Genomic DNA, 13533 nt, shown 5'->3' on the forward strand with positions numbered 1-13533 from the left:
TTGAGCGCGTGTCAAAACGTAGGGTTTTTTCGATAGCTGATTTACATTCAAAAGAAGGATATTTTATGGGATTTACGACCAAAGCATTGCATGCCAAACCTGCACACAAAGATCAACACGGCGCAATGCGCTTCCCTATCTACCAATGTTCAGCGTTTGAGTTTGAAAAATCAGAAGACCTTGAAGCTGTTTTCAAAGGTCAAAAGATGGGGCATGTCTACACACGCTCTTCCAACCCGTCCATCGAAGAGTTTGAACTCAAAATCAAAGCGATCAGTGGTGCGTTTGGGGTCATTGCAACTGCAACGGGAATGGCAGCGATTGCGAACGCGCTTTTTGCACTGGTTAAAAGTGGCGACAACATCATCACCACCAAGTACCTTTTTGGCAATACGCTCTCGTTGTTTCAAACACTTTTCAGTGATTTTGGCGTGGAAGTACGTTATGTGGATTTAAGCGATATTGAAGCGATTCGTGCGAATATCGATGCTAAAACACGTCTGCTTTTCTGTGAAAGTATCAGCAATCCTCAATTGATTGTGCCTGATTTTAGCGCGATTAAAGCGGTCTTAAAAGAGCATCATGTGCCTCTCATCGTCGATACAACGGCAACCCCTTGGAATATCTTTGACGCCAAAAAACACGGTGTCGACATTGAAATTATCTCCGCAACCAAATACATTTCGGGTGGCGGACATGTTTTGGGCGGTTTGATCGTCGATAACGGTACCTTTAACTGGAAAAATCATGTAACGCTAGAGCCTTTTTTCAAAAAATTTGGTCCTTTTGCCTTTATGGCGCGTCTTCGTAAAGAGACCTTCCGAAATTTAGGCTCTTCGTTGACGGCGCAAAGTGCCTACTTGCTCTCTTTAGGGCTTGAAACGCTGGACTTAAGAGTGCAGAGAAGCTGTCAAAATGCCCTAGCTGTGGCAAAACATCTGCAAAGTAAGGCTGAGATTATCAGCGTTGAGTATCCGCTTTTGGAAAACTCGAACTATTTTGCGAACGCGTCTAAACAGTTTAGTGGCGGTGGCGGCATTGTCAGCTTTAGCTTTAGCGATAAAGAGACAACCTATGCGTTTTTAAACCGCCTGAACATCATCAAACGAGGCACGAACGTCCAAGACAATAAATCGTTGGCGATTGCGACGTATCATACGATTTACGCCGAATATTCCGATGAGCAAAAAGCCGCTTATGGGCTTACGGAAGGGATGATTCGCCTCTCTGTGGGTATTGAAGATTTGGAAGACTTGCTCGAAGATATTGACCAAGCATTAGCCTAATAGAACGTTGTGAGTGGATGAAACCCTTTACATGTAAAGATTAAATTCACTCAAAAGCGGTCGTTTTAAAGTAACGAAAGTAAACATGGGGTAAAATTCCATCGCGCTGGTGTAGCTCAGTTGGTAGAGCAGTTGATCCGTAATCAACAGGTCGGGGGTTCGAGCCCCTTCACCAGCTCCAGCCTCTCACGAAATTCCCCATGTTTCTAACCTAATTCTTAACTTTTCATCCTTACATGTAACGAAAAGTTAAAAGTTTAGCCCTGACCCCTTTTAATGGTGCCCTATTTTGGGCTAACACGAAACGTAAAGACTTTTACTCTTTAGACGTCGAATCCTGAATAAAAGAGAACACATCTATGAAAATTGCACTATTAATGAGCGGTGGCATTGACTCTAGTTACTCCGCTTATTTGCTCAAAAACCAAGGCCATGAGGTCATTGGCATCTATCTCAAACTCCATGAGGATGAGAAAAAACATGCGATCAACATCGCCAACATTGAAAAAGTCAGCCATCATTTGGGCATAGAAACCCATATTTTAGATGCCAAAGCCCTCTTTAAAGAGCATGTCTATGACTATTTTGTACGCTCCTACGAGCAAGGACGCACCCCCAATCCGTGTGCGTTTTGTAACCCTCGAATGAAATTTGGGTTTGCCTTTGAAAAAGCGATGGAGATGGGATGCGAAAGAATTGCCACAGGGCATTATGCGCGCGTTGAAAACGGACATATCCAAGAGGCGTTTGACATGTCAAAAGACCAAAGTTATTTCCTTTTTGGACTGAAAAAAGAGGTGGTCGAGAAGATTATTTTCCCACTGGGTGGCATGCTTAAAAATGACATCAAACCCATTGCACTCAAAGAATTACCGTGGTTGGGTACGCTTGAAAGCTACAAAGAGTCTCAAGAGATCTGCTTTGTGACCGATACCTACATTGAAATTCTTAAAAAACATCTGGATGTCGATCAAAAAGGCGTTGTCAAAGATGTTGCGGGAAACGTGATAGGCGAGCACAAAGGCTATATGCACTACACGATTGGTAAACGAAAAGGTTTAACGATTAATGGAGCGCATGACCCACACTTTGTCGTGAACATCGACGCGAAGACCAATACGGTGATTGCAGGAACCAAAGAAGACCTGATTCAAACCAAAGTCATCGCCGAGAATTTCTCGCTAGGCGAAGATTTTCAAGAGGGCGAATATGGCGTCAAAGTACGCTATAGAAGTGCTAAAACCAAAGCGCATGTGAGCGTTGTGGATGGCAAGATCATTGCAGAACTGCACGAAGGCGTTTACGGACTGGCAAGCGGTCAAGCGCTGGTTGTTTACCAAGATGACCTTGTCATCGGCGGCGGCTGGATCGAAGCGTAAAAATTTTCAGGGGCAGTTTGAACGCTGCCCTATCTTTACATGTAACGCTACAAAACCCCCACAATCAATAAAAAAGCCACGATGCCAAGCATCCACGCTATGATGAAACGAATAAACTCAATACTCACTTTTTTCAAGAAAAACTTCCCAATTAACGTTCCTAAAAATGCACTAAGGGTTGCGATAGCGATCAATTCCCATTGCGCCAGTGCACTTTCCCAATGCTTCGCATAAAGGCTTAAACGCGAGAGATCAACGATAACGGCAATGCTCACGCCTGTGGCTAAGAAAACCTCTTTTGAAAGCGCATTTTGCGTTAAAAAGAGACTTCTAAATGCCCCTTGATGACCACTAAGCCCTCCAAAAAAACCACTGAGTGCGCCTCCGAGCCAAAGCTTTTTAAAGGCATTCGGAACGTGAAGGGTTGTGCTCGATTCAATGACTAAAAAAAGTGCTATCACCAAACCAATAATGAGTTTAAGCGGTGTGATCGTAAACGTGAAGTCAAAAAAAGTATAGGTCAAACCCCATTTCCACTCGCTTAAACCCTCCAAACACCAAGCACCCAAAAGGGCAAAAAGAACCGCAGGCAAACCAAAACGTACCAAAATAGCATAATTGCTGTAACGCGCAAGGAGGGAAAATTTAAGAAGGTTATTGGAAAAATGCACCAACGCGGTAATCGCGATTGCAATGGGTAGCGGAAAAAAGAGCGCAATGATAGGCATCAAAAGCGTGCTTAGTCCAAAACCTGAAAAAAAAGTCAAAAGTGACGCGCTAAAAGCAACGCCAGCGACAAGAACAAACTCCATCAAAAGGCCTTTACATGTAAGAGGGAGTTACCCCTCTTTTTTCCAAATATTCGCTAAGACCAGTACACTCATCAAAAGAATAGACGAAACCATAAGCCCGCCCATCGCAAAGATGAGATAGACAAGTTCTGGGATAAATTTTGAAAACCACCATGAAAAAATATCTAAAAAGGCTGCACCAAATGAGCCGATAATCAGAACATTTTTGACACTCTCTTTGTAGGTCGTATAGGCAAAAAGCAAAGTGATAATCACCAAGAAAGTTGAAATCCCAAACATATGAATATGCGCCTGCTTAGACATCTTTGACCATGAATAGCCAGCATCCGTATGCGATACGATTTGCTCATAGGTATCAAACGGCATCGAAGGAATGGCTTTACTCATCTTAGAGGTTTTACTATGACAGTTCGCACAATCTTGCTTGATAATTTGTGCCGCTTCTTCATAGAGTTTACCCTCTTTTTTAGCACCCTCTTTGATCCAGTTATGCACCGTGTCAATGTCTTCATCCGCTGTGACATGCTCATACATACTGCCTCGCATTGCAGCGACTAAGGTTGGTGTCGTGTATTTGCTTTGTATCTGTGCAATCGTCGGGATATTCAGCCCTTTTTTTTGCCCAGAAAGCTCAAGCCCTAGTAAAATGACCGATGAAATGGTAGCCGTTATAACAAAGAGCAAAAACAGCGATACCGCTGCCTTTGCTTGGAAATTAAACTGTTGAATGCTCACTGTCCCACCTTTTATTTAAAAAGAAGCTCAATGCTTCCGTCATGATACATATGGTTAATCGCCGAATTATCAAAGACAGAGACGCCAAAGAAGTATGGTTTTTTCAAATCACTAAATTGAACATCTTGCTCTGCTGATTTTGGATGGGTTGTTACTAAAGCTCTTTTCATCACAAGTGTCCATTTACCATTTGCCCAAGACGCATTGGTTTCGATGTCACCACGAGAACCACTCAGTTTACCAACCACAATACCGGGAACCATATCACCCGCTTTAAAGGTATCGACAAAAGGAACTTTATCTTCTTCGAGTATCCATGTTTTGGTTTTATCTGGATTTTTGCTCATAAATTCTGGCGCTGTTTTGTCTGCATTGACGTTTGCTTTATCGCCACCACCCAGTTTTTCATCGCCAGAACGTCCCCAGTCTTTGCTCACTTTTGGATCGGTATTGCTGTTGACGTATTGATCATCGGTCATCCCTGTGGAGAGTCCTGTTCGAACACTTTTCCAATGCCACATATCAATGGTCTCACCAGCCGCACGGGTGTATTTTCGACCAGGAGAGGTATCGCTGATGCCATTGTTCATACCATCTTTTGCCATATGACAGGCAATGGCACACCCTTTTTTCTCAAAACCTTTGGTGTTAATGTTCCAAAAAAATGCTGCTTTGTCTTCATAATAGGTATTTTCATGCTTTGTTTCATCAACATCTTTCATTTTTTTCCACGTACCATCGGCTTGTTTAATCCATGGTTCACGGTTCGTGCTCATCGTTGGATCATCGTATTGAAGTTTGATATAGATATTTTTATCATCATGCACCGACTTTAAAACAGCCGTTGTTTTGGTGATGCCCTTGTAGTTATTTGGCTTATAAGGTGTTTCGCTTAGAGGAACGCTTACCTCTTTCGCTTTTGCCCAGATAGCATCATTAGCATCCAATGTTGCAGGTGAGCCTTTAGCACTCTCTAACGTATACTCCGCCGCAAACATACTCGATGCCAATAACATCGTACTTGCCATAACAACCGATAGCCCCGCAGTTGAAATTTTGTGTAAAAATCCCTTCATAAAAACTCCTTTTTGATAAATGTGAACTGAAGTATCACATTGTTTTATTTCGTCAACATTAACGCTTTATTAATTTTTTTTAATATTTCTTTAGCTACGATGAAAAGATGAAACTCTTAATCATTGAAGATGACCCAAAAATTATTGCTTTTGTTCAAAAAGGGCTCCAAGAAGAGGGCTTTATCGTCGATACGGCCAGTGACGGTGAAGAAGGGCTTTACCTTGCAGAACAGCATGCGTATGACCTTCTCATTATTGATTGGATGTTGCCCAAACTGGATGGTTTAAAGATGTGTGAAAAGCTTCGTGAGAAAAAAAACCATACTCCCATTTTGATGCTCACCGCTAAAACCAGTGTGGAAGAGCGCATCACAGGGCTTGGTTGTGGAGCCGATGACTACTTGATAAAACCTTTTGTCTTTGCCGAGTTAGTGGCACGCATACGCTCCTTACTTCGTCGCTCATCCTATAATTTCAACGAATGCTTGAGCCTTGATACCCTTGAAGTCAATGTCTTAAAAAGAGTCGTCACCCGTTCGCAAAAGCCGATTTCGCTGACGTCTAAAGAGTTTGATATTTTGGTGTACCTGCTGCTCAATCAAAACAATATCATCACCCACACCCAACTCCAAGAGAAAATTTGGGGCATCAATGAAGCAACATCAAGCAATATTATTAACGTTTTTATTCACCATCTGCGCCATAAAATAGACAGCGAAGGCGAGAAGCCTCTTATAAAAACCATTCGTGGTTCTGGCTATAAAATAGAGTCGTGCTAGCATGGAGATTATCCTCTTTGTGTATGGTCTCTCTTTTTTTATCTTAGGCGTTTTGGTTTTATTTGTCAGAACAACCGATAGCGCAATCTTTTTTGCACGAAAGATCTGGCTTTTAGGCATCTTTGCCATTTTGCATGCTTTTGTTGAGTGGATTTTTCTTTACATGTACCTTTATCCCGAGTATGAACCTCTTTTAAGCCCACTAAAGTTTGTTCTTCTGCTCTTCTCGTATCTCTTTTTATTTGAATTTTCGCGTTTTATCGTACGTGAAAGCTTTCAAAAACAGAGCTCCAAACTTCATTTTTTACACACACTTTATGCCGCGCCGGTTATTTACATCATCAGTCTCTCAAGCCTTTTGACCCTGATTTTGATTCACCCCTCCTTGGAGGATGCCATTGCCGCTATTCGGTACACCTACGGTTTTTTTGGATCTTTGTTTTTGGGAGTTGGGCTTTATTATTATGGGGAATCCCTGAAGAAAAGTGAATACGTCGAGCGCCTCAAAATTTACTTTAAAATCCCAGGTGTTGCGTTTATCTGCTACGCGCTTTTAGCAGGAATTGCTGTCTCGCCGACCCACTATTTCCCAGGGAACATCATCAACACCGTGTGGTTTTTAGACACTTTTGGTGTCCCTGTGCAGTTTTTTCGAGCCCTGTGTGCTTTGGTCATTACGATCTGCTCCATTAAGGCGTTACAAATTTTTAGCGATGAAACGCATCTTAAAATGCTCCAATCGCTTCGGCAGATCAAACGCTTCTCGTCCGATGTCTCCCATGAACTCAAAACACCCTTAACGGCGATGAAAGGAGAACTCGAAGTCGCCCTCAAAGAGCCTCGCACAAACGAGGAGTACCAAACTGTTTTGTACTCCAATCTGGAAGAGGTCGATACCTTGCAAAGTATCGTCAAAAACCTTCTTATGCTCACTTATCTTGAAAAAGAGTCGCTTAAAAGCAAATTTACACAGCAAAATTTGGATGATGTGCTTCTTAAAGCCATCGAAGATCTCATCGTTATTGGATCTCAGAAAAATATCATCTTTGAGATAAGAGAACTGGAGAACCTCATCGTCATTGGGGATGAAATTTTATTGAAAACGGTTTTTTCCAACCTCATTGAAAATGCGATCAAGTACAGCCCGTACCATACCACGATCTTTATTTCACTCACAGCTGCAAATCACATGGCGCATTTTTGTATTGAAGATGAAGGCAATGGCATTGATGAAGAGAAGCTTCACCTCATCTTTGAGCGCTTTTACCGTGCGGATGATTCGCGCTCCAAGCAGATCAAAGGGTTTGGACTGGGATTATCGATTGTTCAGCAGATCGTTGATGTGCATGATGGCACCATCACGGTCAAAAACCGACACCCGCAAGGGCTTGAAATAAACGTAATGCTCCCGTTAGCTTTCTAAAAGCAGTTCAACCTCTTTAACCGCGTAAACCACATAAAGATCGCACTTACAGGCTTTGCAATTTCCCTCTTGAAATTTCTCACCCGCATCAGGAGAACCGAGCGAAAAGCCCAAAAGCGAAGCGCATTCACAGCTTCCAAACGCTTTCTCAAAATGCGTTTTAAATAACTGCACATTGTGATACAGTGGATCTTTGGGAGCACTTGCAGTGGTGCGTCCTTGCAAGAGTGAAAGTGCCATAACACCGCCACTAAACGCACCGCACAGCCCTCCTTCACTTCGCGCCATTCCACTGCCAAATCCTGAGGCGATGGCGGGAATCAGTGGCGAATCAATGCCATGTTTTTCAGCAACCGCCTTCAAAACCGCTTCACTGCACACATACCCATTGGAAAAATACTCCAATGCTTTTTGCTCAACTGTTTCACTCATTTTAACTCCTTAGGCAACGATCACTTGATCTTTGCCGGCTTTTTTGGCTTCGTACAGTGCTAGATCGACTTTATGCACCAACCCATCTTGGCTCTCCAAACTGGTGAGCTCACCAAGCCCGATGCTGACGGTCAGTTTTTGTTGCAACATATCTTGCAACAGTGCGTCTTCCCTGATAGCATGACAGATTTTTTGCGCGATCTCCATCGCTTTTTGAGGGAGAACATCAACCAGTAAAAGAGCAAACTCTTCGCCACCCCAACGTGCGATGATATCTGAGACTCTCAGTTCCGTGCGTAAAATCTCAGCCACTCGCATCAGAGTATCATCGCCCACAAGATGTCCAAACGTGTCATTGACCTCTTTAAAATCATCAATATCAATGAGTAAAAGGGTGAGCCTATTGACCCCTTTTTTGTAAAGCTTGTAGCGTTTTTCAAACTGTTCGTTAAACTTTCTGCGATTGGCAAGCCCTGTGAGTGCATCCTCATTGGCGAGTTGCACCAGCTGATTTTGGTAAATATTGATCGTGTAGATGATGATGAGCGTAACCAAAAGAGTGACCAAAAGCGAGATGGAAAGATTGACGTAAAAGGTCTTTTTGATCTCATTAATGTACTCTTTTTTGTTGATCTCAACAAAGAGATGCAGTTTGAGTTTGTCGATGTATTTGGTGTTGAGCAGGTACTCGCCCTCTTTTCCTTTGTACTCGAATTGACTCTTTTCACCTTTAAAAACGCTCTCTTTGATCTCTTTGAGCCCTTCAATAGTGCTAATGTTTCCTCGTTTGTTAAGCCCCTTAGCAAAAAGCGTTATTTCACCACTTTCGGAGACAAAATAGACATCGTATTTGTACTTGGTTTTAAAAGAGTTGAGCATCGCTTCGATGTTCATGATCTTCACACCCACACCTGTCGCACCGATTATCTCATTTTTATAATTCATCACTTTATAGTTGATAAACATGATCAAAGATTCGCTGAGATTGGCATTGTAGTCTAGATTGATCTCGTATGGCTCAGGCTGCGCCATAAAACGAAAATACCACGCATCGGCACTGTTCTCTTTGTTGACCACATCGATGAGACCACGTGCGTGGTAGTAGTTTTTGGTTTTATCTGAGACCAAAAAAGTGGTAAAAATATCGTATTTTTGCTGAATCTCAGTGAGATAGCGCACGATCCCGTTCATATCGGTTTCGCCCTCCATGAGCCAATCGCGCAAGAAGGTGTCATGCGACATCAACGACGAAACCAAAAGCGGCTCGATCATGCGTTGCTGAATCTCGGTGTAGATATTGTCCACCGAAAGTGGCAACGAGGTATTTTGTAACTGCGCTTGCGTGTCACGCACATTTTTCAGGTAATTGATGATGGAGCCTGTAATCGAGACGCCTAAAAGCAACCCTGCTATGATGAGTACAACTTTGGTTTTTAATCGCATGTAGCCTCCTAAGATGTGCGATTATAACACAAACTAGTCGAATGCTGTGTCAAAAGAAGCACTCCATAAACGCCATTTTAGGTGAAAATATTTTTTACTTATTTAAATAAATTTATACAAATTAATTAAAAGTAAAATAAAAGTTACAAATAAGTTATATACAACTGTTAGAATTCTCCGTCTTTCAAATCTTATTCAAGGATAGAAAAAATGAAATTAGCTAAATGTAGCTTGGCGGTTATCATGACAGTTGGTGCATTAACTTCGCTTAATGCTGCAGATACACTTGCCGATGCTTTTAAAAATGGAAAAGTCAGCGGAGCACTTGAGGCTTGGTACTGGGATAGAGGATATGCTGGTAACAAAAGTGAAGGTCTCTTCAATACCGGTATCAAACTTTCGTATGAGACGGATACACTCTATGGTTTTTCTTTGGGAGCAACATTCCAGTCTTCGCACTCTCCGTTTGCATCTGAAGAGGCTAAGATCGCTTATAAAGGGGATCAATACGGACCTGGTGAGGTTTTATCTGAAGCATATTTAGCGTACACCGCTGGGAAAACAACAGCAAAAATTGGTCGTCAATATATTGCAACGCCTCTTATTGCTTCAAGTCCATCACGAATGATCAAACAATCCTTTGAGGGTGCAACCCTTGTTAATAAAGATCTTCCACAAACAATGCTCTTTGCAGCCTACGTCGATAAATACCAAAATAGAACAGATACCGCAGGCAGTGTTGCAGACTTTACCAATAACTTCTGGATCGCCTCGCCTCTTCCTGGCGCCACATCCGCCGTTGCTGGCAATACAAAAGCGTGGAATACCCTTGATGGAGATGCTTACAGTTTAATGGCGGTTAACCAATCTATCCCTTATCTTAAACTTACAGGTCAATGGGTAGGTATTACCGATCTTGCAGACATCTATTACGGTGAAATTGCGTTTAGTGGCAAAACGGATAGCTTTAGGTATGGTCTTGCTGGTCAATACGAAGTAACGGACTTTGACAATACGATGAATACAAACGACTCAGGCTATTACGGTCTAAAAATGAATCTTGGCGTTGGTGCATTTAATACCTATGTTGCTTACTCCGAAATTGACGAAGACACTACGGCGATCCCTGGTGTTGGTGGTGGACCTTATGGAACAATTTATACAAGCCAAGTCTGATATACCCCAGGTACCTTTAATGCAGGGGCTAAAGCTTATGCTATCGATGCAAACTATAATTTTAAAGAGTTCGGTCTTCTCGCAGGTATCCGCTATTCTAATGTTGATATTCCTACAGGAAATGGCACTACTGCCGCTTACGAAATAGACTACACAACTCTTTATCTCAACTACAAATTTGCAGGTGCCCTCAAAGGTCTTGCCATAGATGTAGGCTATGAGGATGGTGATTTTAGTAAAGCAAATTCAGATACCAGCGAATTTAGATTTAACGTTAATTATAACTTTTAATGAAAGGACCTACCATGTATAAAAAAATTAGTTTAGCGCTTATTACAGCAACGTTTTTGATGACAGGTTGCGCAACTGCAACACAAACATCAACCAAAATTGATTCTTCCATCAAAGCGGAAGATATGCCTTATGATGCAAGCAAAGTTGATATTGCAAGTCTTAAAGAACCTTTGCCTCGTGTCGTTAAATATCTTGAAGAAAAGAGTATTCCTTCTAGTATGCTTGTTGATTATAAGTATGTTAGAGATGCTATTGGAAACGGTACTCAAAAAGGAGCCAAGGCTCTTTTACTGGATGCACGTCCTACGAAGAGCTACCTTGTTATGCCAGGAATCCCAGCAAGCCTCAATGTTCCAGGAACTGCGCAAGATGCATTTGACTCAGCGTACCCTCAGATTGAAAAACTTCCTAAAAATCACCCTATATTAGTTCATGGCGGTGGTTACCAATGTCTTTATGGACCTCGTTTGGTCACCTTTCTTCAAGCGAAAGGATTTACAAATATTAAACTCTATCTAGGCTCAACGCCAGAGTATATTCAACAACCTGATGGCTATAAAGATATTACCGTCTATATGGCTAAAGGCATGTTTACGAAAAATGAAGCCGTTTTCCTTGATGCAAGACCTCTTGCGATGTTCCAAAAAGAGACAATTGTTGGTGCTCATTATATGAATGATACAGAATTTGAAAAGCTCAAAGGTCGTTTACCCGCTGATCTTAAAACACCTATTGTCACGTTTTGTGCAGGACTAGAATGTGAAAAGTCACACAACCTTGCGAAAGAACTCAAAAAAATGGGCTACAAAAATGTCAGCACTTTTTCAGGTGGACTTCCTGCATGGAAAGAGTTAAAACTTCCAACCACCGGTGGAGCTAAAGTAGAAGTGCCTAAAGTTGCCGTTGCTGATAAATTCTTAGATGGTGTTAAACTGGGCTTAGATGAAGGAACGGTTGATGGAGAGTGGTACAAAGCAGCCATTCTGAGTGGTAAACTTGCTTCAAATATTGCAGTCATTGATGTACGAACACCTTCTGAGTACAAAAGTGGACATCTTCCGGGCGCGCTTAATGTAGAGGCAGGGGATTTAAAAGCTGAAGCATTCTTGGCAAAACTTCCAGCGGGCAAAGTCATCGTATTTAGCTGTGCAACGGGAGGTCGTGCTATGGAAGCATGGATGAAACTTAATAAAGCAAAACTTGCGGGAAAAGCACTGTTTTTTGATGCAAATATCAAATGCAGTGCCGATGGAAAATGTGATATTAAAGTGAATGAGCCATTAGGTTAACGTATACGTAAGCCTCTTTTCAAGAGGCTTACCCTTTTTATTCTGGCTTATCCCTACAAATATGATAGCCTAAGCCTTTCTTACTTTCAATGAGATTACTCCCACACTTATCGCGAATACGTTTAATGTGCATTCTCACCGTTGTGCTATTCACAAATTTTTCATCGGAGAGAATCTCAGCAATCTCTTCAACGGCACAGGATCGACAAATATTTTTCACAAGATATTGGATAATCTGATTCTCTTTTGAGGTGAGCGAAATGACCAAATTATTTTTTGAAAGCCGATATTTATTCAGATCATACACAAATTTATTTTTAAGATAAATAATGTTTTCATCGGTATCAAAATGACAATGTCTTGCCGATTGAAGAATACGATACCGAAGCTCTTCTAGCTCAAAAGGTTCTTTGAGATAATCGCTACAACCAGATTCATACCCAACCTTGAGATACTCAAAGTCCAAAAATTTGCTAATCAAAATAATAGGCACCCTAATCTTATTTTCTCGAATCTGTTTGGTGAGCTCCAATGCTTCAAAATCAGGTGCTTCAATCGATAAAATGACAACATCATAGCTCTTTTTATAAATAGCATCAAAGACCGTCGATGCGTCTTTAAAAAGCTCAAATACACACGCAAAAGGGCTAAAATGATGCAAAATCTTTGAGGTTAAAACCGTATCGTTGAGCAGGAGCAAGATACGCATTTTTATCCTAAAAGGGTAACGATTTCATCCACACTTAAAAGCTTCCCGCTGCTGAGCACCTTGCCATCGACCACCAATGCAGGCGTTGATGTGACACCGTAATTCATAATTTGCATAATGTCTTCGACTTTTTCAACCTGCGCAAAAATTCCTTTTTTCGCCACTGCTTCTTTTACATGTAAGGTTAACGCTTGGCATTTTGAACAGCCTGTTCCCAAAATTTCGATTTTCATTTTTTCTCCTTCATTTTTTTGTACTCGTCTAAAAATTCTTTGGCATTCTCGCCGCGTAAAAAATCTGCCGTTTTCAAAAGCCCATCATTGAGGTATTTTGCGTTATAGCCGTTTTGCACCAAAAAGAGGCGCGCGATGTTTGACCTGTCATTATGCGGGCAGGCTGTGATGATGAGCTTATCTTTTGGAAGCTCTCCTAAGCGTTTTGGCAATTCGTTTAGCGGAATATTGATAGCAAAATTCATATGCCATACCTCAAACTCTTCACGAAAACGAATATCCACTAAAATAGCTTTTCCCTCTTCAACAAGCACGAGCATATCGGGCGTTTTGATCTTCATCGTTTCGCGTTCTTTATAATCAAATTTTGAAAGGTACTCCTCAAAACTCACTTTTTTCAGCTCTGCTGCTTGAAGGAGTCCTACAAGTGCCAACAGTATACACATCACTTTTTTCATTTTTTCTCC

At 41.7% G+C, this 13533-nt stretch carries 14 protein-coding genes and 1 tRNA gene; 7 read left to right on the top strand and 8 right to left on the bottom strand.

Features of this window, described 5'->3' with window-relative positions:
* The first annotated feature begins 65 nt into the window (after window positions 1-65).
* The 3 genes from SMUL_RS15420 to mnmA all read left to right on the top strand — a co-directional run bounded on the left by SMUL_RS15420 (window position 66) and on the right by mnmA (window position 2665).
* Window positions 66-1286 carry an aminotransferase class V-fold PLP-dependent enzyme gene (locus SMUL_RS15420; RefSeq protein WP_025346148.1) on the top strand — a complete coding sequence of 407 codons (1221 nt, stop codon included), beginning with the start codon at window positions 66-68 and terminating at the stop codon, window positions 1284-1286.
* Window positions 1287-1391: 105 nt separating this feature from the next.
* Window positions 1392-1467: transfer RNA gene (locus SMUL_RS15425), tRNA-Thr, on the top strand.
* 178 nt (window positions 1468-1645) lie between these two features.
* The gene (mnmA, locus tag SMUL_RS15430) at window positions 1646-2665 is read left to right on the top strand and encodes a tRNA 2-thiouridine(34) synthase MnmA (RefSeq protein ID WP_025346149.1); all 1020 of its coding nucleotides are present in this window, start codon (window positions 1646-1648) and stop codon (window positions 2663-2665) included.
* Between the two features lie 47 nt (window positions 2666-2712).
* On the opposite strand, the gene SMUL_RS15435 is transcribed toward mnmA, so the two are convergent.
* Genes SMUL_RS15435 through SMUL_RS15445 form a run of 3 tightly spaced genes read right to left on the bottom strand, consistent with a single transcriptional unit; the run spans window position 2713 to window position 5288 of the window.
* Window positions 2713-3477, bottom strand: coding sequence for a sulfite exporter TauE/SafE family protein (locus tag SMUL_RS15435; RefSeq protein ID WP_025346150.1), 765 nt, complete (start codon window positions 3475-3477; stop codon window positions 2713-2715).
* Between the two features lie 27 nt (window positions 3478-3504).
* Complete coding sequence (locus SMUL_RS15440) at window positions 3505-4212, bottom strand: hypothetical protein (protein WP_025346151.1); 708 nt, start codon at window positions 4210-4212, stop codon at window positions 3505-3507.
* A gap of 11 nt (window positions 4213-4223) precedes the next feature.
* A complete protein-coding gene (locus SMUL_RS15445; protein WP_025346152.1) occupies window positions 4224-5288 on the bottom strand; it encodes an ethylbenzene dehydrogenase-related protein in 1065 nt (354 codons plus the stop codon).
* Window positions 5289-5395: 107 nt separating this feature from the next.
* Between SMUL_RS15445 and SMUL_RS15450 the strand changes: the two genes are divergently transcribed.
* Window positions 5396-6067 (top strand): response regulator transcription factor, encoded by a 672-nt coding sequence (locus SMUL_RS15450; protein WP_025346153.1) that lies wholly within the window; start codon window positions 5396-5398, stop codon window positions 6065-6067.
* Between the two features lies 1 nt (window position 6068).
* On the top strand, window positions 6069-7490 hold the full coding sequence (locus SMUL_RS15455; protein WP_025346154.1) for a sensor histidine kinase: 1422 nt from the start codon (window positions 6069-6071) through the stop codon (window positions 7488-7490).
* On the opposite strand, the gene SMUL_RS15460 is transcribed toward SMUL_RS15455, so the two are convergent.
* Both SMUL_RS15460 and SMUL_RS15465 read right to left on the bottom strand, forming a co-directional pair.
* Complete coding sequence (locus tag SMUL_RS15460) at window positions 7479-7922, bottom strand: C-GCAxxG-C-C family protein (RefSeq protein WP_025346155.1); 444 nt, start codon at window positions 7920-7922, stop codon at window positions 7479-7481. The two genes, SMUL_RS15455 and SMUL_RS15460, sit on opposite strands and share 12 nt — an antisense overlap.
* A gap of 9 nt (window positions 7923-7931) precedes the next feature.
* The gene (locus SMUL_RS15465) at window positions 7932-9365 is read right to left on the bottom strand and encodes a sensor domain-containing diguanylate cyclase (protein WP_025346156.1); all 1434 of its coding nucleotides are present in this window, start codon (window positions 9363-9365) and stop codon (window positions 7932-7934) included.
* Between the two features lie 210 nt (window positions 9366-9575).
* Between SMUL_RS15465 and SMUL_RS15470 the strand changes: the two genes are divergently transcribed.
* Window positions 9576-10541 carry an OprD family outer membrane porin gene (locus SMUL_RS15470; RefSeq protein ID WP_025346157.1) on the top strand — a complete coding sequence of 322 codons (966 nt, stop codon included), beginning with the start codon at window positions 9576-9578 and terminating at the stop codon, window positions 10539-10541.
* A gap of 305 nt (window positions 10542-10846) precedes the next feature.
* Window positions 10847-12124: a rhodanese-like domain-containing protein gene (locus tag SMUL_RS15475; protein ID WP_025346158.1), complete on the top strand. Its 1278-nt coding sequence runs from the start codon at window positions 10847-10849 to the stop codon at window positions 12122-12124.
* Window positions 12125-12161: 37 nt separating this feature from the next.
* Here SMUL_RS15475 and SMUL_RS15480 read toward each other — a convergent pair whose 3' ends face one another.
* Genes SMUL_RS15480 through SMUL_RS15490 form a run of 3 tightly spaced genes read right to left on the bottom strand, consistent with a single transcriptional unit; the run spans window position 12162 to window position 13524 of the window.
* A complete protein-coding gene (locus tag SMUL_RS15480) occupies window positions 12162-12833 on the bottom strand; it encodes a response regulator transcription factor (RefSeq protein WP_025346159.1) in 672 nt (223 codons plus the stop codon).
* Window positions 12834-12835: 2 nt separating this feature from the next.
* Window positions 12836-13066 carry a thioredoxin family protein gene (locus SMUL_RS15485; protein ID WP_025346160.1) on the bottom strand — a complete coding sequence of 77 codons (231 nt, stop codon included), beginning with the start codon at window positions 13064-13066 and terminating at the stop codon, window positions 12836-12838.
* Window positions 13063-13524: a rhodanese-like domain-containing protein gene (locus SMUL_RS15490; protein WP_025346161.1), complete on the bottom strand. Its 462-nt coding sequence runs from the start codon at window positions 13522-13524 to the stop codon at window positions 13063-13065. The genes SMUL_RS15485 and SMUL_RS15490 overlap by 4 nt, the downstream gene beginning before the upstream one ends.
* Window positions 13525-13533 lie beyond the last annotated feature (9 nt).

Origin of the sequence: Sulfurospirillum multivorans DSM 12446 (assembly GCF_000568815.1) — a bacterium.
Lineage (GTDB): Bacteria > Campylobacterota > Campylobacteria > Campylobacterales > Sulfurospirillaceae > Sulfurospirillum > Sulfurospirillum multivorans.